A 23,883-nucleotide genomic window follows, 5' to 3' on the forward strand; every position below is an offset into this window, starting at 1 on the left:
TTCCGTTTCCGTTAGTTTCGCTTGTAACTCATCTACTTTTTCTTGTAAAAGAGCAGCCTCACTTTTTTCTTCTACAGTTTTTTCACTGTTTTCTGGCGTGACAGCTTCTTCTACCACTTGTTCGTTACGCTCTTCCACAATTTTCACCTCCTTAAAAGAAATTCGATTTAAACCCTAGGAAAAATCAGCGAAAATAATGTGAGGTACCTAAAAACATGCACAAATTTACTCCATACAATTGAATAGCATCTTGAATATTTCTATTTCATACCATTAAAGATGAAAAATATACCCATTTTCGCAACTATTTTGGCATTGGAGAACTCGACTAGCACTAAGGATCGTATACGTAAACTATATATCCAGAAGAAACACATTAGGATAAACTATATCAATTTTCCTTTTCGAACAGTAAAGTAATAATTATAAAGTACTTGGAAGAAAGGGGGATATGGATGAAAAAAAGAATTTGTTCAAAAAATTATAAGGCGTGAGGCTGATTATGTGTTTGTAGTTAAGAAAAATCGAAACTTATTATATAGAGATTTTGAAGAAGCTCACACTTCTCAATCGAAAGATATAGAACACCTGCATATCAAAACAGTAGAAACAAGGTTAATATGATAAAAAGTGAATTAAATGAGGGGTCTACATAGGAAAAATACAACAATATGAAAAAGAATTCGGACACCAAAGGGTAAAACATATTTTGCAAACAGGAAAGACTGTGGCTCAAGTAGCTCGAGAACTAGGGATTTTAGTGAGTATCTCTCATGGCTGAGTATAGAAATATAAACAAGATCCCGAAGTGGACATTACAAATGAAAAAACATACAAAAAACCTAGACAAGCACAAAGAGAAAAAGTCACCAAAGAAATTCACTGTATTTTCTTAAAATCACGTGGTTTATATGGAAATCCGAAAGTAACATCCATCTTACGCCAAAAAGGAAAGCGTGTCTCAAAAAAACAGTGGTAAAAATCATGAAAGAACAAGGACGACAATCAAGAACTGTAAAAAAATATTGAACTACTACAAATTCTCAACATTTTTGTCCAATATATTACAATCTGTTAGATTGTCAATTCAAAATAGAAAAAACTGAATCAAGTCAGTCTAAGTCGCTGATATTATATATATCAATCAAAGGGGATTGCTGTATGTAGCAAATTTGATTGATTTGTATTCTAAAAAAATTGTGAGCTAGCATATTCATCGTACGATGACAAACGAATTGGTATTGAAAGCATTACAACAAGCTTATTTCCGTCAAAATTGACAGATTCTGTCTTGTATCATACTAATCGTGGCAGTCTATATTCTTCCAATGACTATTAAAATCAATTACAACAGTGTGGAATGACATATAGCATGAGTAAAAAAGGAAATTGTTATGGTAACGCTTGTATCGAATCGTTCCATGGTATCTAAAAAAGAGCTTGTTTATTAGCAGTAACAATACGCAACAATTGCTCAAGCATGTCAGGATATTTGGGAATACATTGAAATTATACATATATTATTGTAGCAATATTATGATTTCCTGAAATTAATTCTCAATAAAATTACTAATAAACAAAGTATTGCACCTATCAAGGATGGAAAAAATAGAATTTGCATGTGGCGGAGCTTTTTCAAATGGAAAAGGAACGGTAAAATAAGACATATATTGAAAAACTCTACCCTACAAATTCTTTCGTTCCATAAATTTAAAGCGAGTAATAGAAAAATACGTGTGTATGTGTTCATATTACAAATAACGCTTCTTACAGAATAAATCATGAATAAAAAAAGGGGAAATAACCAAAAATAGCTCAAATGTGTGGAGCAGGAAAGATAATAGTCCGGCATGTAAAATCAGCAAAACAGTCGTCCTCTTTATTAATATGCCCGTTTGAGTGTATGTTATACATCATTTTCTTGGTTGTGTTGCAAAGTTTGAAAACACAACCGTATATTACTATAGTTCTCTAAAAAGTCGTATTCATTATCCTGTCAAAAGCCTTTCTCAACAACTTAAATTCCTTTTTCTTAGCATACAGAGAATGGTTCATTTTTCATATTGATTAATATGAAAAAAACCTAACATCTTTGTCATTTTTCCGAAAATTCCGAAACAAAAACCTCATCGCGCGAAAAAAATTATATATTTCTATCCATGATAATATTGAACAAAAAACATAGGATTACTCCTTTTTTTAGGCCCTGTTGCAAAAATAATGAGACATACAAAGAGGAGGATAGATTACCAATGGAATCCAGACTCATTAGAAAAATCCGAATAGATAATCAATTATCTGCATCTGCCTTTGGACGGATGTCGCCCTTTGAGAAGTTTGTCTTTTTTTTATCATAAACATAAATTCTATTTCAGATATCATTTTTCGATCTGTTTGTAATAATTTCTATCCAAGCATATTTCGAATATGTTTTTTGATAAACTGATAAGCTTGTTTTTACCCGTTTCCAGAGACACCGTTTCGAACGAAGATATCTGTTATACTCAGAATTAGTTAGGATTAAAGCTACTGGTTTTGTCGCACTCTAAAAAAAAACGTCCTTTCTGGAGTTAGCGCGTGACACAATCTCCAGAAAGGGCGGATTTACTAGTATGATAACCAATTTTGACCAAAATCAATCCATTTACAGATTTTATTTGCTTATGTGGACGGTTTAACACTCAAAGGCGTTCCGTCTATATACAGAAAGACATTATTGAAATATTTTTTCTTGAAATCTATATTTCAAATGAACTCTTTACGAAAGTTAAATCGATTTTTTCATCAATATCCTTCATTTTTTTACAGCTTGTGGTCTTTTTTCTGTTCCTCATATTTCTACTTTTTCATGTGTAGGTACTCGGTTTCTCAACGAAAGTGTTCCATTAATCCATAAGCAAATTCTTCAAAAAATGAATTTAGGTTTGACTCCGTGCATTTTAATTGATAGCACCTTCTTATGGAGTAGCTTGCATGATTCTCAAGCGAAATAAGGAAAATCTACTCGTTATGGTTGGTATGGAGGATATAAAGCTCATGCATGTTCTACACCAGAAAATGTTGTACTGTCATATGCATTTACAACAGCAAATGTACATAATAGTAAAATGGCCCCTGTATTATTCCCAAAAATACAAAACTAAAGAGTGTTGTTTTCTGTTGCAGATGCTGCTTTTGATAGTCAACGCATTTATAAAATTGCGTGAACATGTAACATCTTTGCCATGAACCCAATCAATTCAAGGAATGGTGAACAAAATAAGAGTACATATCGTTGGGTATTACCTCATTTTATACAAACTATCCTTAACAAACAGTTGATGAAAGAACGCGGGAAATTTGAACACAGTTTAGTAAACTCAAAAATAAAGTACTAGAACAGCCACGTTGTTATGGGAAAAATCGCTATCTATTGCATGTTCAGCTAGTTTTTCTGATTCATAACACTGCATATTTATTTTAGTTTTGCAATACCCTCATACTCCACAACATCTACTATTTTTTTGTACTATTGATTTTATAATAGATTACTTCCGTTAAATTTATAGACAAAAACATATGAGTAATTTCTATATAAATATTTAAAATAAAATACATAATTTTTTCTACTTATTTCATTTAAAACACTCCAAAATAGGAATATGATAACTATCAAAAATAATGGCGAATAATCTTTCACCTTAGATAACACTTAAATACGTTTGTATATACAAATTAGCAAGATTGCTATTCTGATTGTTATCAAGTTAATTCTAAAATATAAAAAACTATATCTCGGACTCTGTCCGAACCTGCTGGGGAGAAACTCTCCCCAGACCCCATAAAATTTTGCGGGGGGACTTCCCCGCACCCCCGTCCCGTGCTGGAAGCGACCCCAAAAATCTTTTTTGGGGTAACAAGAGGATTTGGGGGAGAGATTAATTTGTCAACTCCTTAATGCTCCTGCGTGCGCTTACCGTTGACAAATCCCAAATTAGGAGGATAATCCTTATATTTACATTAACATTTAATATAATTATCAAAAAATAGAGCTTCAGGATATATTTCTAAAATAATATGAATCGATAATTTATCAACTGGTTATACTATCACAGAAGTTAATTTTATGTTTAAGAAAAGTTGTATCACCGCCAAAATATTTAATATAGATATACTTTCGTTTAAGTAAATGGATGAATACTTTAACAGTTAGATCTTACAATTAGCAGCGTTATGATGACATACCAGCACGCCCCTTCGTGTTGTAAAACATTATGGTTAGTCCCCAGTGTGTCTTGTAAGAGAAAAACAGTAAAATACATATTCCATTTCTCAAACTTAAGTACCATTCTTTGTATCGTGCTTTCTTAAACATTTATTACTTCTAACAGCATTAAAAAAGGGCTACACCTCTCTTGTTCAAAATCGCTGTTATCTCCTGGAGAATACTGTTTCTCCCCATCAGGAATATCCTAATTTTCTATAAAAGAGACTACTCTTTACTGGTAGTCTCTTTTAATATCGTTCACTTTAATACATAAGATAAAAATCCGAACAAATATGTTCGGATTTTTACAATTTAAATGGTGAGAATTCTGTAACTATTTACGAAAGCTTTATTAAAGATAAGGAGAACCTAAGCTTGTTAAGGGGTATATAAATTTTTCGAGAGAAGTTATCACAGAATCCTCACCATTAAAACCTATTTATTAGTCATCTTATAATTTGACTTAGGATAAATAGCAATACAAAAAAAGAAAATATCCCGCCAAATACAACTAGCCAATTTTGAGTAGGGTTGTCCTCGAGATTATTATTGTGTATATCCTGATAACCTGTCATTATAGTTTGATATTGACTAACAATATTCTTATATTCATTTATCGTGTTATTATCCCCTATGTTTTTCATCAAAGGAACTCTCCTTTCTTTATAATTTATGAATTCAATAATACAAAGGTGAGCACTGAACTAGTAGCCAACATGAATATGGGTTCATTTGAATTTCTCAAATGAACCCTAGTGAATTCTTTTCCAAAGCAACAAGTTGAGTATGTTAAACTAAACCCTCTCCTTATTATGTATATTATCTTACTTTAAAATATATTCTTTAAGTCCATAATGCCAGTAAGCAGTAATAATTTCTATTTCACTTGCAATAGTATCCTCACAGCTTTCATCTAAATGTATGAGGTTTACATGATCATCCTCACAATTCTCCAATTGAAGTTTCTTACGAATATCTTTTAGTATTCCACCATACCCAATTAAACGCTTATGAGATAATGCGTTATCTAATGTATATACAGTCATTGCATTCTCTTGACGATTTCCTTTTAATATCTCAATATCTTTTACCGGATATTTAGAAACCTCTTGTAAAGCTCCCTCAAAAGCTTGGACTTTAGTTTCTGTTAGTATTGAATGCTTTTTATTAGGCTTTACAGTTCTTACGTCAACAATAATATCAGCAGCGTTTTTCATAGCCCTTTTCCAAAGAAATGCCCAATCTTTTTGAGTAATATAAAGATTATTAAAATAAGATGGCTTTACAGCAAGTAATACATGAAAATGTGGATGATATTTATTTTTATTCTTAGTAACTTCTAATCCTCTAAAATAACCACGTGTAACGTGCTTAATTCTCTTATATTTCATAAAACGATTAAAAGCCTCCATGCTATGATTAATACGCATTTTTAAATCCTTACCTTCAACAGTTTCACCTGTTGTCAACGTTAAAAATAGCCATTTTAGTTTTTCATCTTTATTAGCTCTTAAAACAATTTCCCTATTTTGATTCGCTATTTTAATGGATCTACGCCAATTACACATTGGGCATAACCTCACTTTGCAAAACCAAGCGTGTGCAAGTTTTTTCCCTTGAGTAGTAACTTGAAATTGTAATACATTTGCACATTGAAAAACACGATCCGCCTTATTTTTTATCGATGCATCTAAATACGAGGAGGCTACTTTGAGGTTATTTTCTTTTTTTTCCTTCCAAGGTCGTATTTTGCCGTTTTTTGTCTCATCTTTTAATATTTTCACTTGCGACTCTTGTTCAAGTGTGTTAACCTTTATATGTGATAAATTTGTATTAAACATCCAATATACACCCCTTGTGTTATAATTCGATTTGGACAATCCAATCATAACACAAGGGGGTTTTTTTTTCCATATCCTTCCCCCTCACAATCCCAGTAACTACCTTCTTTCAAGTGACTTTACTACAATCTTGTTGTTTCTAATTATTATCCATTAAAATCCATGGATATTATCTGTTCCGAATATTTTTTATTACATCAATATATATCGTTTAAACGTTATATTCAAGAACAATATAAACCCGTAATTTTATAACTTGTAAAGTACTTTTTTTATTTTATACGGCCTTTTATATAATCGCCCCCTATAAAAACAATATCAAATTTGTCTAATTTTTTGACAAATTTGATATTGTTTTTATAGGGAACCCTAAATTATAATCCTTATATATTCAATTTATTCTGATTTCGCTTATTTAATTTAAACGTTTTTCACTTAAGCCATATCTCCTTTCTCTCAACATTTTTATTTACTGTGTAACCCAAAAAAAGCACTATACTTCAGAGTAACAATCTATCCTTAGGATAAATACAGATAGTATTTTAAAAATACAAGATTTAGATAATTTATAATTACCTATAGAACGATATCTTCGGTATTTTATAAAGATAAATCAGTTGTTTGATAAATTCACTTGAACTTAAATCTAGTTATCATCTTTATATGCATGTCCAAATCATATGGATAACGCTTCTTTCATATTTTTACAGGTCGCTGTACCTACCTAATTTGCACGCTTCCGATCTTCTTCCCAGTTATTTGTTTTAATAGAAGAGTAAACTTTTCTTTAAGCGGTTTAATAAACACCTTACAATCTGGTTTTACATCATCGTTAAAAATAAAGTGGTAACCTTGTTGTTTTGAAAAGTTAGTTGCGAAGTTCAATACATACACAAGGCCTTGTATCCCCTTGTCCAAGAGATATTAATGGAGATCCAATCATTGTAGGAAATTACTATAATATATCTCATCCTAGTAAAGACATTCTTTGGATAAATATTAATTTAGAATGTCATTATTCTATTTATGGAGTGCTTTTTGATGATGAAGGAAAACAGTTAGATCGTTCTCCTGCACATGTTTTTAAGATATTTCTCACAATCAATATTATTATTTACACTTATTCACTTGAAATGGTGAAGAATATGAAGAAACAGATAGGTATTTAAAAAATGATGCACCAAGCTTATTTAATAGAACCTACCATTTCAAAGGAAGAGAATTCACCTATAACGATAAAAATACAAATTTAATCCGCATTTTTGGGAGAAGCGATGAATATGTTTGTCTAGGTCACAGAAATGAATAGTAAGCCGTCAAATAACAATCGAATAAATTAATTGATAATTCTTATTATTGAAAAACACAGAATAATATTTATCCTTTTTAAGGGTATATACTACTTTCCTATAAAACCTGATATGTGTATTACTTCCCTTTAACCTAAATGGAGAATGCGCTTATATGCATCTCGTTATTTGTTCCAACTTTTTAATTGCATCTAAAACAAAGACATTATCCGCAAATTTTATAAATGCTCCATAAAAACCTCGTTAATATACTATTATCGTTTCAAAAAATTATGTGCACAATGCATTTCATCAGCACTTTATGTTACAAACCATTGCAGATATAAAACTAGCACCACTTTTTATCTTTTAATTAATCCATTGTAGCGCAGGGTTTAATACTTTATATAAGAGATATTATGTCTCACCACATCCAAGAAGCAACAGTGTAATTATTTCAAAGCTTTACTTTGAAATAATTACATAGATAAAATGCACCCATACGTACGAATTAAGATGAACCATACATCAGAAAATATTTTAAATCTGCTAACATCTTTTAAAGTAGTCATTTTTTTGTTATACCTTGTCTTTTTTTTTGAAAATACAAGTAAGGAACACGTTGTAATAAGTCAGAATAAAAAAAGTCTGACGCTAACAGCATCGGACCAAATACTATCTTATTATCTACTACTAAGTTTTTATGTAGAATAGCTTCCTTCTTTATAAAATTAAGGATTTGTACAAACACCATCTCTATTAAAGTGAAATTGCTTGTATGGCCCTTGATAAGTTTTTATCACTAAAGAAGTATTCTGAACCATCTCAGCCTTAGCACAAACGTTAGGTATGAATTCAGGACTGAAATAATACCAATATTTTTTATGTTTATCATAGAGCCACCCAGTAAGTGCACTTCCATCTATTCCAAAATAATACCATTGTCCATAATAATTAAACCAACCATATTTCGCTGCCCCATGTTTCCCAAAATAATACTTTTTCTCATCATTTGATACCATCCAGTCATTTCTTACCATCGCTCCATCTTTCATCGTCAAAAAATATTTTCTACCACTTTCTATTAAAATTCCCTTCTTAGCATTTCCACTCTTTTCTAAATAATAAGCGTTACCATTATTATAATACCATCCATCAGTCTTCTGGTGCTCATACCTCGGGGAATTTAAAGCATCAACTTCATTCATAGTATCTTCTAAATCTTCAATCGAAGGATCTTCATTTATCCATGATTGCAACGTGTCATCTAATTCTCGCAATTTTTCTAATGTTTTTATTGCCGTCGGCTTATCTTTTAGCTCTTGTAAAAGAGTAAAAGTTAATTTAATATCATTTTTTATTTCATCCGCAAGCTTTTCTCTGGTCCAATTGTATAAATTACCTCTTCTTTTTGTTTTATTTACTTCTTGGGAAATTGATAAAAGAAGGCTTTCAAGATAATCAGCCATATACTCCATAAATTTTAATTTTATCCTAGTTTTACAAAGATCACTAGTTGCTTTACGATAGTTACTTCTCTGTGTGGCCCCATTTACCAGACCCGCAATCCAGTTAGCTTCAAGTAACCAGTCAATAATTCTAGGTGTAAAAAAGAAATCTTTAACAGTATAGCTGCGCACAAATTCTGTCGAAATATAATTTTTAATTATAGGATCTAGCCCATCCAAAAGTTGATTGACTTTACTTTTTTTATCATTAATATTTTTCAATAAATCTTTACATTGTTCAGATAACTGCTCTACCCTTTCTCGACGATTATCATTATCTGGATAAAACAAACTATATTCTTCTTGCATCAAATTCCCTCCTCCTTCTATCTAAAATAATACTGACAGTATTATTTTTAAAGACTTACTGTCAGTATTATTTCGGGATAATTACCCCATTTATTCCAAAATAAAGACCATTCTATATATACCCGATTACAATTGGTTAGGATTTTTATATTTCACTTCAATTTCTTCTACTATTCTTGTTAATACCGTAGGATCTTTTTGATCCTCATCTCTCCATGCATTAAGTAAATTGTCTTTCTTATTCAAATCATTTAATGCGTCCCTTACAGTAGGAATAGAATTCAATTCCTTGTATAACTCAATGGATAACTCTACAGCCTCTTTTAATTCCGTTTCCAATTTCTCAGGTGAATAGGAATGTTTTTTAGCTTTGAGTTTAACTCTCTCAACTTCCATCATAGTAGATTCTAAACCTTTACTCATATATTCTGATAGCAATTCTACATATTTGAATTCAACCCGAGGCTTTGCAAGGTCTTTGATCGCAGTATTTAACTTCGATCGAGTATCGGCACCAATAATTGCATCTAGTGCAACCTCAATACCTGCAGCTACAAGAGCTCCAGCAACACCTGATGCTGCACCAGTACCAAACTTAAGCCACCTTGGCAACCCAACCAACTTAGTTAATGCAGCTTCTCCTATTCTTCCAGACCTTAATAGATAAGTTACAGCCATTCTTTCCCCCATTTTATAAGCCAATGCCGAAGTAGTAATAAAAATTGAAGTTACTGCCACCTTAGGAATGACTACTACCCAAAGACTATTAGATAAGCTTATTTTTTCCATATCAGGAACTTTATTTACTGTTTTATATACGTCAGTAATAGATTTACTTACGTAATCTAATTTTTTATCGGTTTCAATCTTCAAATTCGCAATATTGTTTAGCATATCTGCACACTGGTTCATTAATTGGTTAGCTCTATTTCTACGTTTGTCATTATCTGGATACAACCAATCTTCAAACCCCGAATAAGAATCAATTTGATCAGGCTCATAGGGTTTAATTTCATCAGATACATGCGTTTTATTTTCATTGGACATAATTTTCATTCCTTCCTAATAATTAATAATATTAAGTTCTCCTTTTAAGGGAACGCCTTTATTTTATACTCAACCGTATTAATAAAAAACGAGCACTTTGTCTAGAATATCGACATATCTAAACTTGAAATAATATATAATAATAATATGATTTTTAATGTCCTTTTGTACTATTACTAATATAGATATCCGTCAGTCTAAAAAATCATTTACTCTCCTTTGACAAAAAAACAATTACAATACTTAAAAGTGGCAGTAGGAAGCGCGTCGGAATAAGTAAGAATACAGCAAAAAGGGCCAATGCTAAAAGCATCGGACCAAAATTTACTTTATTTATCGGATTTCTTCCAACTTCTTAATAACCATGTTTGGTGAAGCCCACTCGTCACGGTCAAAATCAGAAATAGAAACTTCAATATCTAAACGCTCTTGGAATTCAACTAATAAAGATACTACAGCGAAAGAATCAAGAATACCTTCTTCAAATAATTGAACATCTAAGTTTTTTTTCACAATATCGTTTTCACATACTTCTTCTAAAATATCTAATACTTGCTCTTTGAATTCTGCCATTTTTAAAATCTCCTTTATATCCGAATATATTATATATGAAACTTCTTAATAGAATAAGAAGGGTGCATTTGACCATACACCATAATTTGTGAACGATTATCTGGATACTCAAAAGAAATCCAATTTGCTAACGCATCAGAATCTTCCTTTAACTATTTGTACGTAATTTTCGCATCTCACCAAACAAAAGCGGTTTGATTATGCGTTTCTGCAGCCCACTTTTCAATTTGTTCGAATAATTTCATAACATTCCGTTCCCATCCTAGAACTCATTGTAAATAAATGTACTTGTGTTTATATCATGGAATCCATACAACCAAAGTAATGCAAAAAAAATTGCAAGGTAATAAACCGTTTTTACGACCCATTGTGTAAGTGATCGATACCATATTTCATTTAGACTTTTCATAACGTTCCCTCTCAATAAAAAATAAACTTTAAATTTATACCATTTTTCATATGAATAGATGCACATTTTTACAATCGATTGTCATGCCAAAAATTCAATATCATATGCTCTTTTTCGCTATACGTTTTAAATATATATCCCTTACTCTTTAGCTGTTTAATAATTTCCGGTAAAGCCTTAACTGATTGGGGATGTATATCATGCATTAATACAATTTCTTTGTCATTATTCGCTTGAGATACAACGTTTTCAACTATCTTAGGGACAGATTGTTCTAATGGCATTTCATTATACTTCCAATCTAAAGAATCAATTGTCCAATCCCAAATTTTAAATCTAGCTTCAGCTATTTCATCACGCAAACCTTGAGTTAATCCTGGCTTTGATCCATACGGTGGCCTACAAAGTATCGGATTTTCATGTATAATACGTTGAAGAATTTGCTGAACCTGTTTCATTTCAGATAAAAAATTTCCTTGTGTGTATAATGTTTTATAATCATGTGTCATACTATGCAGACCTACGTAGTGTCCATTTTGTTTTTCATTTTTTATTAAATTTTGAAATTTTTCTGCATGTGGACCAATTACAAAAAATGTTGCTTTTACATTTTCTTGTTTTAAAATATTTAAAATTTCTTGTGTATATTTACCTGGTCCATCATCAAAAGTTAAATACATAACTTTATTATTTTGCGTCTTCTTCTGAATTTCTCCTTTATCTTTCTCTTGTTTAGTTTCTATCTGAGATTCTTTTTCTTTTTTTAATTGAGTTACATTCAGTTTAGTACTAGACTCATCTTTTGCTCTTGCTCCAGAATTAGAAAAATAGCAAAATACAATTACCCCGATGAGAAATAAAATTAAAACCATTACGCTTTTTCTTATCATTCCAAACACCTCTTTCAATTCTATAAAATGATTAAATATTCCCTACCTCTTTAGAAAATCATAATCATTATTATTTTCATTTAAAAATACCTCTTTTATAAACTTTGATTTCAACAACTACTATCACTTCCTTATCTGATAACTTGGCTACGAGAAAAGTATATATTTCTGGAAACACACTGTAAAATAAGTGCAATTGATGTCACCCATCATTTTTTATGATTAATTTTATACATACTTTTTATTAATTAAGAGTTATATATAATAGATACTTTAAAAATACAATAAGATAAACGATCTTTTGAATGGACAACATACATTTCACCATAAATACTTCTTAAGATTAGCACCTTTAAAGGAGAATTCATGTTCAATTGAAATGAATACGCACAAAATCACATTTGCTTATTCCATCACCAAAACAATAAGAGAATACACTCCATTCATTAACATTGAACTACCCCCACTTTCACTTCGTTTAGAAGAGGCGGATTCCTAAGTAAAGAGTTCTATCGAACTCTAATTGATTAGGCTAGCTCCACAGTCCTTGCGGTTAGAAGCCTTATAGCTTCATTCTTTAGATTTATGCTTGCGTTAATATCCCTATCATGGTGTGTAAGACAAGAAGGACAGTCCCATTTACGTAGGTTTAGATTTTTAACGTCTTTGTTTTGATATCCACAACAAGAACATAATTGACTGGAAGCAAATGTTTTCGATACGACAATGACTTGTTTGCCGTACCATTTTGCTTTATATTCCAACATAGTTCGAAACTGTGACCATGATACCTCACTAATTGCTTTTGCTAACTTATGATTCTTTAACATATTCGATACTTGCAAATCCTCTATACCGATAACATCGTGGTTTTTGATGATTTCAGTTGAGATTTTGTCCAGGTAATCTTTTCTAGAATTTGCCATATATTCATGAATTCTAGCTACCTGTACTCGCTGTTTATTCCAGCGAGAAGATCCTTTCATTCTTCTAGAAAGAACACGCTGTGCTTTCGCCAACTTCTCTTCTAATGACCGAAAAAACTTCGGATTTTTATAGGTTGTTCCATCTGACAAAATGGCGAAATCTTTTAGTCCCACATCCATTCCAATGTAAGATTGTGTTTTCGGAAGTTCTTGCACTTCTGTTTCAGCTAACAATGACACAAAGTATCTGCCGGAAGGGTTCCTTCTAACCGTAGCATTTAAAATACGTCCCTTTACTTCACGACTCTTGGCAAATCGAACAAGACCTAGTTTCGGCAACTTCATCTTTTTTCCTACAATGGCAATGTTTTCATTTGTTTGTTTTGTGGTGTAAGATTGTACGTTGTTTTTCTTAGATTTGAAACGCGGGGCACTAGTTTGTTTTTTGAAAAAGCGTGTATACGCATCCGCAAGGTTGCGAACAGACGACTGAATCGCAATACTATCCACTTCTTTGAGCCAAACAAACTTTTTCTTCATGGCAGGAAGTTTGGCAGAGCATGTACCATATGTCAAACCTTTCCCCGTCTCTTTGTATGCGTTATCCCATAGAGATAGGAAATGATTGAATACAAAACGAGAACAGCCAATTGTTTTATTAATTAGGGTCGCTTGTGCTTGATTTGGATAGATACGAAATTTATATGCTTTATTAATCATCATTCATTTCACCTCCATTTCGGCATGTGTCTATTATACAACAAACATATATTCGGTAGATAGTGAAGTAACAGTTTAAGTATGTCGAACAATTAAGATGGCTTCCTGCCATCTCTTGTCCAAAGCCAATTCATCTCCCACCTACTCACTTCACATTCCTTGAGGAAGGAGTCTTCTTGGCTAAAATGATAAATTTTAATTTGATATTACATTTAACTATTTTATACAAAAAACTAAATATTAGAATTTTAAAATTAGTGATTTTATATAAACATCTAATTAGAAATTTAATAATTATTTTTCATATATAATTATTAAATCCGTTCTCAATTTCATGTAAAAATGTCCATTTTACAGACAATTTGAATATTGTCGAGAGAAGCTCAAATTAATTATAATAGTTGCACACTATAATTAAAGTCACCCTTAACAAAATTTAAAAATACGCCATATCAATTAAACCTTGCCTTAAAGCGCACTTCAAGGTTTAGAATATCTTTGTATTTTTTATACCAATCTAAACAGGAGGTCAAGAAATTTATTGGATTTTTGCAAATTAGTGAAAAAGCCAATAAATATAATCCATTATGCTAATTCAACGTCAATACAATATTCTAAACCATTTAGTATCTGAAAATCGATGGTTCTCAATGAATGAACTAGCTCGAAAATTAAACTGTTCGGTCAAAACAGTTCAAAGAGATTTAGTATATTTACAAAAGAAATTACCAGATAAATGGCATATAAAACACAATAAACATTCGGGTGTAAGATTATACAAACCTTTAAATTCATCTATTGAAAACATAAATTATCTATATGTCCGGCACACTCTACTTTTTAAAACATTAGATATATTACTGAATAATAACGTAGGGTCTAATTCAGTATTAGCGGAAAAATTGTATATTCAAAACAAAAAGGTTAAAAAACTTTTAAAAGAAGTAGATTTATATCTAAACCAATATAAGTTATCTTTAAAAAGACGCCCTCTCAGAATATCAGGAAATAATGTAAATATTCTTCTCATGTACCATAAACTATACCTTGATGCGTATAATGATGAAGAGTGGCCCTTTGAAGAATTTAATCAAGGTCTTTATGTAGAATTATTCAAAGAATTAGAAAATTACAGACGGATTAATTATTGTAAAGAAGCAGTTAAAGAAATTTCCTTCTTCATCGCTTTATACTTAAAAAGAAAATACAAAGGGTATTCAATAGTATTAAAGCATTGGCAGATAAAAAAAATAAAAAAATCAAATGATTACACACAACTAAAAGGCGTGATGCAAAAGATTTTTCAAAAATATAATGTTCAGTTATCAACAGTAGATATTACTGTTATAATTTCGATAATTAATCGTTCAAAATATACTTATAAAAACCAAAATTATATTGAGTCTATTCAATCTATTACAAAACCTACATGTCCTTTTGTAGAACAATTTATTCAGGACTTAGAAAGAAGTTTTAAACTAGAATTATTAAACGATACTAAATTTATAAAAGTCTTAAATAATACCATTACTACCTCTAACACACAACATAACTGGATATTTAGCGATTATAATGATCATCATGCTCTTATAACTCACATAAAAAAAAATCATTCTTCTGTTTTTTTTACTATAAATAAAGAATTAACTAATTTAAAAAATACATATGACAAGCTTCATATTCCTTTAAACAATTCAATACATAATATTATTTTATTAACAATGTATATTGCAACAAAGAAAATGAATCTTGAACGAAAAAATCCTCAAGTAATATTATATACAAAAGAAGGTGAGTATTGGAAACTATACTTACAAGCCTTCATTTCATTAACTTTTAAAAAGACTATTGATTTCTTAGATATAACTCTTGAAAATTTAACTAAAGCACATATAGAATATCCGAATATTTCTTGCATAATAACCGATATATCCATTGAATGCGAACATATTCCTGTAATCCTAATCTCTTCGGCTCCCACTCAACGTAATATAGAAGAAATAAAAAATTTCTTATAATATCTTTTATTACTAAATAATACTTTTTAAATAATTTCCCTACACAAATAAATTTCTAAACAAATACAACTACTTATTTCTGAGGTAAATTGAAATAGGAAGTTGTATTTTTGGCTACTGAAAGAAGCATATTCAACCCGGTAATAGATAATTATATTACTTACTTTAGGTAAATAATTTCTCTAATTCACAAAAAAATTTGTGGTTATTTGATAATTACATTATAATCCGTTTATACATACAAAATATATGTCCAAATTTTAATTTCCCTTCACAATACACACGAAACGTAAAATTATCGGAATTATACAAAAACTTACATGAATATATTAGAGGTGAGTATCCAATGACTATGTCTATTAAACAAGTTGCAGACAAATTAAATATACCTATATCTACTATTCGGTATTATGACAAAATGGGATTATTTCCATTTATAGAACGGGATAATAATGGATATCGTTGTTTTACCGAGGATGATTTATTTTGGATCGAGTTAATCACATGTATGAGATCTGTAGGAATGTCTATTACAACATTACAACATATTGTAAACCTTCATATGCAAGGACCTAAAACACTTCCTGAAAGAAAAGAAATTTTCCACAACCAAAAAGCCAAATTATTAGCAGAGAAGGAAAAAATAGAACAAGCAATTTATAAAGTGGATGAAAAAATGACTAAGTTAGATTCACTTAATTAAATAATACTAAAAGTCTATTTCTACCGATTTTCACAAAAAAAATTCTCTCTCTTTAAGCTTTTAATAAATAATAGAAAACCCCCACTTCGTTTAGAAGTAGGGGTTTTCTAAGTAAAGAGTTCTATTAAACTCCAATTTATTAAACCATCTCCGCAGTCCTTACAGTTAGAGTCTTAACGCCATTGATACATGCGTTAATATGCCTATCATTATGTGCAGCCCCCTTTACGTAGGTTTAGAGGTTTAACATCTTTGTTTTGATATCCATAATAAGAACATAATTGGCTTGAAACAAATATTTTTGATGTGACTATGACTTGTTTGCCGTATCATTTTGCTTTATGTTCCAACATAGTTCGAAACCGTGACTATTATACCTCACTAATTGCTTTTGCTAACTTATTAGTCAACTTCAGCATAGTTTCCCTTATGAATCATCTTAGGCGCCTAATGATGCCATGATTTCGTTAATGTGTCTAGCGGGATAGTCTGCAGGTTATATTCGGTTTCTATTTTTGAGATTTAATTAGAGAAATTCTCTAAATATATATACTTGGGTACAAACCCTTCTTCTCCTTGAAAATATTGTTGTGAATACTGTGGATTAATATAGTCAGAATCTGCTCCATTCGCGTGAAGATAATGTAAAAAATGTTTAAATGATATTTTCTTTTTGCATGTACTGTCGCTATAACTAAACGTCCTAATGGATACCCACTCTGGATTTTCTATATCTGATGGAGCAATAAGCGAAACAAAAGAACTTACTGCTCTTTTGTAAGGATTCCGTACTAATTTTAGCGTGTCCTTTTCCCCTTCTAGAAGTTCTCTTGACAATTTCGTTATATTACCTGCTTTACTTATATATATCATATTCATAGTTATGAATGAATGGATTATACTGCATTGCAATTTCATATAATCCTATCTGAAAAAAACAATTCGCAAATGATGTACACCCACTCTTTTGACTACAAAATAAAATTAAAGGCAAATTAGGATAAAAATGAGGGGCACGTGCCCCATACTCAATAATTCTTTACTTTTTCGTTCATTATAAAAGTCCTGATTCCCATATATATCCATAACCCCTTTAAGGAAAGAGTCTACTTGACTAAAATGATAAAATCCTCTAAATAAAAATCACTAAAATTGATTGTTACAATCACTTTTGGTGATTTTTATTTATATCAAAAATTTTATATAATACATCTACAAATTAGAAAATATTATATTTTCTCGCATACTAAAAGTTCAGGAGGTGACAATGATGCCGCCAAAAATTTATAATGAATGTATTGATATACATATTAGAAGAAAAGAAGAAATATTAGAATTTTTATCTCAAGAAGATAGATGGTATCATTTAATAGAAATTAAAAATAGTTTAAATTGGTCTAATAACACCTTAAGAAAAGATATACATATTTTACAAGATTTCCTACCAAACAACTGGGAAATTCAGATGAAAAAAGGATTCGGAGTCCGTTTAAAAAAACCTACAAATTCTACAATTGAAGATATTATATACAATATTAGAAATCAATCCAGTTTTTTTAAAATATATTGTTACATATTAAATCATAAAAATGTGACGCTTTCATCATTATCAAATGAATTTAATTTTTCTTACTACACTATTAAATGTACGTTAAATAAAATTGAAACATTTATACAACAATATAATTTACATTTAACCAAGCGCCCCTTACAGATTAAGGGGGACGAGTGGTTAATTCGAAGATGCACTGTTGATTTATATTTAAATATATATGGACAAAACTGGCCTTTTTGTTATTATGAAAAAAATCGAATTCATTACTTTATTGAACTTTTTGAAAAAACATGGGATATTACTTTTTTTCAAAATGATAAACATCTTCTATCTTGTATATTAGCGATAACTGTGTCTAGAATTAAAACCAATAATCCTATCTATATTGATTCAAGAGATCACAGTATATTAAGAGATACATTATACTATAAAACTTGTGAAAAAATTATATCTCCTCTTGAAAAGGAAACAAACATTTCGTTCTCTACTGATGAAATAATTTATTTTACCATTCATTTAATAGGTGCAAAATATTGGGGTGAAAACCATAATCTTTCTAAAAGCATTACATTAAATCAAATATCGAAGCAATTTATTTATTTAAATAAAAATTTAAATTTTTTCTTATCTAATCTAGAAGAGGCCTTACAGATTCCCCTACTTCAAAATGAAGAATTAATTAATCATATTACAAAGTGTATACAAAGAGTATTCTACTTAAGCAAAATACAATCATTAAATAAGTTTACACCCTCTTTAGAAAATAGTTTATATGAAACAAATACTTACTATATAAAGAACAATTTCCCTGATACATTTTTAATAGTAAAAGAGCAATATAAATTATTGTTTAACGAATATGATTTTAATATCCCTGAAGAGGAAGTCGCAATAATCAGTCTATTGATAGAATCCGTAAGAGGATATACAGAACAGAAACCTCTCAAATTATTATTATACGTTTCTACCGATTCGGGAATACTTTTCTACTTAAAATCATGGTTGGACAAATATTTTCCTTTTCAATTTGAAATCATTATATTTACACAACCTTTATCATGTTTACATAGATTTATAGAAGACAACCATATTGCACTAGTTGTTACGAATACAAGTCTCCCTATTCGAAGCTCAATACCTATTATTAAAATTTTCAATTTACCTACTAAACGCGATTATAGATGTATAACACGATTTATTGAAAATGGTAAACTAAGTATATAAAATTACACAAAAAAGGTTGTATTCCAACATCTAAAATACAACCTTTTTCGCAACTTAATACATATATTAAATTTATATCAATTTTTCACAATAAAAGTAATAAACCCTAAATAACCCTTACAAATTAATGAGTGATCTTCTTGTTTATATTTCCCTGAGCCGCTATTATAATCTTAATGCAATTTATTATCTCAGTTCTATATTTCTCGTTTGTCCAGTGCCTTGATTTAGCTAATAATTTAACTTGACGTGTCTCTTCTATTATTGAAAGTAACAATTTCTCTAAATAAAGAGTCTTTAATTCTATAGATTCCAACTCTATTCTAGTCTTAGATAAATCTTTAATTACTTGCGGTAAAAATCCCCCTTGCCCATATCCATTGAAAAGCCCTACACTCCTATTTAAATCCAATACCCAATCTACCCATTTAGAAGTTCTAAGATACTCCTCAATAGAGCAAAAACCTATCGAAAATTCCGAAAGGATTTCTTTTATTAACGGATCCACGTCTTCCAAAATTTTTTGTATCATACTTTTTTTTTCAATAATATTAGTAAATATATACTTACATTCATTAAATACCTGGGCTTTTCTCTCTTTTCGTTTCTTTAATTCCATAAATAGTAAATCAGAATGATCCACTTCCATAGAATTCCCTCCCTTTCAATTCAATATATATATTATCTAAAATCTACACTGTAATTTTCCCTCTTTGATAATACGCTTTCTTGTAGTGTCTGAATTGTTCACACATACGGTATGCTTTTATATTCATCTGACCCTAGTTAAATATCAATTTCAACCTTGTTATTAACCACTATATATTAATGTCGTAATATTAACCTCGTAACTGTCACTACTTTGCCCATATAACAACAACCGATTAGTAATCCTTAACTTTCTAACCATCAATTATGAGTAACCTTAGAATTTGTCATTTCACATAAGTATTTATTTTCAAATATCCAAATACAATTTCTATCTTTTAATAAACTATTCCTCAAAAAACTCCTAACATTTTATATCAGAAGAAATAAATTTTTATCCATATACTAAAACAAACTCCTTAACAAATATGAAATTTGTTTTAAAAGTAATGCACCCAGAGTAATAGTCATGCTATTAAATGTAAGCTAGATAGGCTTAAGAATTAATCTCAATAATTTCATTTTCCTTCTTTAAAGATGCAAGAAAAGAAAAAAATAGAAATTACTAATTACCACTATATTTACAAATTACCCTAGTTGAGACTTTCCACCCTTTATTTAAGGGGGGCCTCTCGCGTTACACAACAGTCCCCAATAACCCATTTGAAATAATACTGTTTCTCAATTTGAAATTATTGGATTTTTTCATTTAACACATTCTATATCCTCTAAATTTATTAATAAATTCTAAGGTGCATTACTTTAATATTCTATTCATTTTCTACCAATAATAAAATTAAAATAATGTCTCGAAAACAGACAATAATAACATTGAAATTTATTACATCTTAATATAAAAATTGAGGAATGAATGCATTTTTGGGTGATTTATTTGTTGATTTGAACTAATTATCAATTAATACCCTCATGTACAGTTCGGATTTCTAAACTTATAATTATATGGATATAATAATTTTATATTCATTACTGTTTCTAGGATTTACAAAACGACTCACCTCATATTGATTTCTATCGTAATGCATGCCACAAGTAGAACAATCCAAATAGTGAATTGTCAGATTTTCAACGTTTTTGTTCTTAAATTCGAATTTCATACAAAGTTGACTAGAAGCAAACGTTTTAGATACCAAAACAACTTGTTTGCAATACCACTCCGTTCTCCGTTCTACATTCCAGCATTATTCAACATGGTAGATCTAAATCGAATTTAAATTTATCAAATTAGCCAAACACCCTTTTCATTGTGTACAAACTAAACCATCAATCCTATAATCAAGCACATCACTTCTTTATTTGAGGTGATACAAACGTTAGTAAAATAATACAAGCAGAAAAGGAGAGCTATGTATGAAGTACAAAAATCGAAAAGATGCAAAGCGTAGGTTCAAGAAAGCTTTATTTGTTACTGCTGCAACAATGACATTAGGGATAAGTACATTAGGAGGCACTGCTTCTGTACTTGCTGCTGAGGATGTGATTCCTATAGTAAACTCTAATACATTAGAACAAAGCCCCGAAGATTCTCAGGAACGCACAAAAAAGCAAGATGAAACACGTGAGCATTTCAAAAATACACCTCAAAAAACACTTACTGTTTTAATCGCGGCGGATAAACAGTATCGGGATGCTCATTCGGATTGGAAAGAACGTACAAAAGAATTAATAGAAAAAGGAACAGCAGATTTCAAAGAATATTATAATATTAAATATGTTCCCATCCAATTTTATGAATGGGACTCAAAGGGAGAGAATCGCTCTGATATAATGTATAATTTTGCCGATGATTACATCACCTATATAACTGACAACTCGAATTTTTCGGGTAGTTTCAGTCTTGTCGTTGGATTTACTGCTAATAGAAAATATGGTAGTGCTTACGGGGGAATGTTGCCACAAGCAGTAGGACTAGAAGGGATCGAATCTATTCCATTAATCACTATTAAAGATGTCCCAAGTAATAATATAATTTATAGTATTGAAAGTACAATTAAGCATGAGTTATCCCATACTTATAGTGTACCTGATGACCATAAAGGGGTAAGAAATAGTGTAATGTCTTCTAGAGTGGGGGTTACTGAGTGGTCTTCAACCGAAATGGAAATTATAAACAAAAATAGAGATCGTTATCAAAACCATACACTTTAAAAAATAACTATTTTACATGCATAGTCAATGCTCAAATACATGCCAATACCGCTAAACAGAAAAAGCACCCCTTTTTTCCCTAACCTGGGGGTGCTATTCTAGACCAAGATTATCTTCCATGACACTGATCACTTTTAACATTCTGTATATCGTTATTGAGCAGATCATTTATCTCAAAACATGTTCTAGAAGACATAATTTTTCTGACTTCTAAACGTCATGCTATGCTTTTGTATGGGGTCCGGTCACACTCGTCTCTTTGATTTAATCCGTCGTACGGTATTCCCTCATTTTCACTTTGCACAAAAATTGAAGCGTACGTTGAAAAATATGTTTTATCCCACAAAACCGTAAACATTGTATACACCATAGATTTTTCAATATTTTTCTATATGGAGCTAACAGATACACTATGCAATAATCTTAGTGTTATAACTTTACAAGTTTAATAAACAACTAAAACCATCTTCTTTTAATTCGAAATTTTATTTGTATACCTAATTAAAGTATTATTAGTATAAATCAGATAATTTACACATTACACCTAAAAATAGCACAGCTGCATCAAACATTAAATAACCGCCACAAACCTACTATGTTATCTAGCGTTCCAAATTCCGATTGAATTTCAGAGGCTCCTCGAAACTTCATACTATTTCTTAGTTGAGATTTAGTATTTTTAACTCGAAGTAATTACATCCCCTTACCCGCTTGTTGATGTGTTGTATTATGTTATATATATTATCATTAATTGTCTTTGTGGAGATTAATGTCCCAGCAACAAGCGAGCAACTTAATACTCCTATAATAACCGCAAATTTTAATTTTTCCTTTTTCCTCTTTATATAAAATTATTTATATATCATAAATGTTTTTTTATATATTTGTTGTACCACTAAAATAAAATTTACATACGTGAATAAGATATACTAAAAATTCAAATCTATCTATTCCTTCCGACAAAATTATGAAACGCTTATCAAAGATATTTTTTATTTTATAACAAAGAGTCCACCTCCAAAAGGAGATGGACTCTTTGTATCTGAATTTATAATGGTACTTTCTCTTCCAACCTGAGATTACTTTCTTTTTACTTCAGTACTTTCAATTTCAGCTCAAGTTCAATCCGTATATATCACTCTTGTCCACCTTACAACATCACCTAGATAAATATCTTTTCCATTATTATCCATTAAACCCGTACACTGTTTTGGTTCCGAACACATAAGCCAACTATCATTTTCGTTATCTAAGATCCACCAAACGTCATCTACTTCTCTTGATATATATTCACTATAAATCCACTTTTCGCCATTATGAGCCTTGAACTTAATCTCTTTCATTTTCATTCTCCCTCCCGTTTTAAAATAAAAATTTTGTTTGAAATTCTACTTACCTCTTTTCTTTAATGACAGGCTCCATAACTCTAAGTAAGGCATACAATATTAAAAATTTACTCATGAAAATCTGATTACAAGTTTTTAGATTTTCTATATCTCATGAGACATTCATCTACCTTACTAAGGGCGCATATGAAAATGTGCTCTTTTTATTTTTGCTAAATAAAGATTTTATTTAAAATTTTCACATATACTAAAAACATACATAAGATATAATTACCGTTACCTTTTTTTGGGGTATGAGTCTTGGTTAAAGAGCGCCTTAAAAAGCGTTCTTTTTATTTAAATGTACATTTCATTAATCTTATTGATTCCTTTGCATACAGTATAATTACAAGGAATTCCACAGGTTGCTCTGGTCCAGTTTCCCTTGAATTTCTTGCAAACCTTGTGAGAAGAATCCGTTTATAT

Annotated in this window: 15 protein-coding genes and 4 pseudogenes; 6 read left to right on the forward strand and 13 right to left on the reverse strand. The window is 30.3% G+C overall.

Annotation, left to right across the window (positions count from 1 at the left end; translation table 11 throughout):
* Positions 1-138 (reverse strand): annotated as a pseudogene (locus ACS2MN_RS30130) (nucleotide exchange factor GrpE); the annotation flags it as partial.
* A 670-nt stretch (positions 139-808) separates the two neighbouring features.
* On the opposite strand from ACS2MN_RS30130, the gene ACS2MN_RS30135 reads away from it, so the two are divergent.
* A complete protein-coding gene (locus tag ACS2MN_RS30135) occupies positions 809-979 on the forward strand; it encodes an IS3 family transposase (RefSeq protein WP_438894929.1) in 171 nt (56 codons plus the stop codon).
* Between the two features lie 1,633 nt (positions 980-2,612).
* Positions 2,613-3,463 (forward strand): annotated as a pseudogene (locus tag ACS2MN_RS30140) (transposase).
* A gap of 1,607 nt (positions 3,464-5,070) precedes the next feature.
* Here the strand turns inward: ACS2MN_RS30140 and ACS2MN_RS30145 are convergent.
* From ACS2MN_RS30145 to tnpB, 9 genes and pseudogenes are all read right to left on the reverse strand, one after another.
* Positions 5,071-6,087, reverse strand: a complete 1,017-nt coding sequence (locus tag ACS2MN_RS30145; protein WP_438894930.1) for a protein rep — start codon at positions 6,085-6,087, stop codon at positions 5,071-5,073.
* A gap of 720 nt (positions 6,088-6,807) precedes the next feature.
* Positions 6,808-6,981, reverse strand: a complete 174-nt coding sequence (locus ACS2MN_RS30150; RefSeq protein ID WP_438894936.1) for a hypothetical protein — start codon at positions 6,979-6,981, stop codon at positions 6,808-6,810.
* Between the two features lie 1,126 nt (positions 6,982-8,107).
* Positions 8,108-9,196, reverse strand: a complete 1,089-nt coding sequence (locus tag ACS2MN_RS30155) for an N-acetylmuramoyl-L-alanine amidase family protein (RefSeq protein ID WP_438894931.1) — start codon at positions 9,194-9,196, stop codon at positions 8,108-8,110.
* A gap of 123 nt (positions 9,197-9,319) precedes the next feature.
* On the reverse strand, positions 9,320-10,240 hold the full coding sequence (locus ACS2MN_RS30160) for a hypothetical protein (protein ID WP_346994916.1): 921 nt from the start codon (positions 10,238-10,240) through the stop codon (positions 9,320-9,322).
* Between the two features lie 333 nt (positions 10,241-10,573).
* On the reverse strand, positions 10,574-10,813 hold the full coding sequence (gene dltC / locus ACS2MN_RS30165; protein ID WP_137842886.1) for a D-alanine--poly(phosphoribitol) ligase subunit DltC: 240 nt from the start codon (positions 10,811-10,813) through the stop codon (positions 10,574-10,576).
* A 47-nt stretch (positions 10,814-10,860) separates the two neighbouring features.
* Positions 10,861-11,058, reverse strand: a pseudogene (locus ACS2MN_RS30170) (D-alanine--poly(phosphoribitol) ligase subunit DltA); the annotation flags it as partial.
* 17 nt (positions 11,059-11,075) lie between these two features.
* Positions 11,076-11,222 carry a teichoic acid D-Ala incorporation-associated protein DltX gene (locus ACS2MN_RS30175; protein WP_098641222.1) on the reverse strand — a complete coding sequence of 49 codons (147 nt, stop codon included), beginning with the start codon at positions 11,220-11,222 and terminating at the stop codon, positions 11,076-11,078.
* A 68-nt stretch (positions 11,223-11,290) separates the two neighbouring features.
* Entirely contained in the window at positions 11,291-12,112 is an 822-nt protein-coding gene (locus ACS2MN_RS30180) for a polysaccharide deacetylase family protein (RefSeq protein WP_098641223.1), read from the reverse strand.
* 527 nt (positions 12,113-12,639) lie between these two features.
* Entirely contained in the window at positions 12,640-13,761 is a 1,122-nt protein-coding gene (gene tnpB, locus ACS2MN_RS30185) for an IS200/IS605 family element RNA-guided endonuclease TnpB (protein ID WP_438894932.1), read from the reverse strand.
* A 584-nt stretch (positions 13,762-14,345) separates the two neighbouring features.
* Between tnpB and ACS2MN_RS30190 the strand changes: the two genes are divergently transcribed.
* Together ACS2MN_RS30190 and ACS2MN_RS30195 are read left to right on the forward strand one after the other, a co-directional pair.
* Positions 14,346-15,776, forward strand: a complete 1,431-nt coding sequence (locus ACS2MN_RS30190) for a helix-turn-helix domain-containing protein (RefSeq protein WP_438894933.1) — start codon at positions 14,346-14,348, stop codon at positions 15,774-15,776.
* A 346-nt stretch (positions 15,777-16,122) separates the two neighbouring features.
* On the forward strand, positions 16,123-16,479 hold the full coding sequence (locus tag ACS2MN_RS30195) for a MerR family transcriptional regulator (protein WP_098641234.1): 357 nt from the start codon (positions 16,123-16,125) through the stop codon (positions 16,477-16,479).
* Between the two features lie 139 nt (positions 16,480-16,618).
* On the opposite strand, the pseudogene ACS2MN_RS30200 reads toward ACS2MN_RS30195, so the two are convergent.
* Positions 16,619-16,898: pseudogene (locus tag ACS2MN_RS30200) on the reverse strand (zinc ribbon domain-containing protein); the annotation flags it as partial.
* Positions 16,899-17,746: 848 nt separating this feature from the next.
* Here ACS2MN_RS30200 and ACS2MN_RS30205 point away from each other — a divergent pair.
* On the forward strand, positions 17,747-19,258 hold the full coding sequence (locus ACS2MN_RS30205) for a BglG family transcription antiterminator (RefSeq protein WP_438894934.1): 1,512 nt from the start codon (positions 17,747-17,749) through the stop codon (positions 19,256-19,258).
* A 124-nt stretch (positions 19,259-19,382) separates the two neighbouring features.
* Here the strand turns inward: ACS2MN_RS30205 and ACS2MN_RS30210 are convergent, their stop codons facing one another.
* Positions 19,383-19,907 (reverse strand): hypothetical protein, encoded by a 525-nt coding sequence (locus tag ACS2MN_RS30210; RefSeq protein ID WP_346994922.1) that lies wholly within the window; start codon positions 19,905-19,907, stop codon positions 19,383-19,385.
* A 1,367-nt stretch (positions 19,908-21,274) separates the two neighbouring features.
* On the opposite strand from ACS2MN_RS30210, the gene ACS2MN_RS30215 reads away from it, so the two are divergent.
* The gene (locus ACS2MN_RS30215) at positions 21,275-22,072 is read left to right on the forward strand and encodes a hypothetical protein (RefSeq protein WP_438894935.1); all 798 of its coding nucleotides are present in this window, start codon (positions 21,275-21,277) and stop codon (positions 22,070-22,072) included.
* A 1,121-nt stretch (positions 22,073-23,193) separates the two neighbouring features.
* Here ACS2MN_RS30215 and ACS2MN_RS30220 read toward each other — a convergent pair.
* Positions 23,194-23,415, reverse strand: coding sequence for a YopX family protein (locus tag ACS2MN_RS30220; protein ID WP_346994924.1), 222 nt, complete (start codon positions 23,413-23,415; stop codon positions 23,194-23,196).
* Positions 23,416-23,883 lie beyond the last annotated feature (468 nt).

Origin of the sequence: Bacillus cereus group sp. BceL062, from assembly GCF_051780025.1 — a bacterium.
GTDB classification, from domain to species: domain Bacteria; phylum Bacillota; class Bacilli; order Bacillales; family Bacillaceae_G; genus Bacillus_A; species Bacillus_A toyonensis.

Bases quoted from the DNA above. Each gene is read 5' to 3' on its own strand.
- ACS2MN_RS30190 (WP_438894933.1), top strand. From the start codon at position 14,346: ATGCTAATTCAACGTCAATACAATATTCTAAACCATTTAGTATCTGAA.
- ACS2MN_RS30175 (WP_098641222.1), bottom strand. From the start codon at position 11,222: ATGAAAAGTCTAAATGAAATATGGTATCGATCACTTACACAATGGGTC.
- ACS2MN_RS30210 (WP_346994922.1), bottom strand. From the start codon at position 19,907: ATGGAAGTGGATCATTCTGATTTACTATTTATGGAATTAAAGAAACGA.
- ACS2MN_RS30195 (WP_098641234.1), top strand. From the start codon at position 16,123: ATGACTATGTCTATTAAACAAGTTGCAGACAAATTAAATATACCTATA.
- ACS2MN_RS30145 (WP_438894930.1), bottom strand. From the start codon at position 6,087: ATGTTTAATACAAATTTATCACATATAAAGGTTAACACACTTGAACAA.
- ACS2MN_RS30180 (WP_098641223.1), bottom strand. From the start codon at position 12,112: ATGATAAGAAAAAGCGTAATGGTTTTAATTTTATTTCTCATCGGGGTA.
- ACS2MN_RS30215 (WP_438894935.1), top strand. From the start codon at position 21,275: ATGAAGTACAAAAATCGAAAAGATGCAAAGCGTAGGTTCAAGAAAGCT.
- ACS2MN_RS30220 (WP_346994924.1), bottom strand. From the start codon at position 23,415: ATGAAAGAGATTAAGTTCAAGGCTCATAATGGCGAAAAGTGGATTTAT.
- tnpB (WP_438894932.1), bottom strand. From the start codon at position 13,761: ATGATGATTAATAAAGCATATAAATTTCGTATCTATCCAAATCAAGCA.
- ACS2MN_RS30205 (WP_438894934.1), top strand. From the start codon at position 17,747: ATGATGCCGCCAAAAATTTATAATGAATGTATTGATATACATATTAGA.
- ACS2MN_RS30160 (WP_346994916.1), bottom strand. From the start codon at position 10,240: ATGTCCAATGAAAATAAAACGCATGTATCTGATGAAATTAAACCCTAT.
- dltC (WP_137842886.1), bottom strand. From the start codon at position 10,813: ATGGCAGAATTCAAAGAGCAAGTATTAGATATTTTAGAAGAAGTATGT.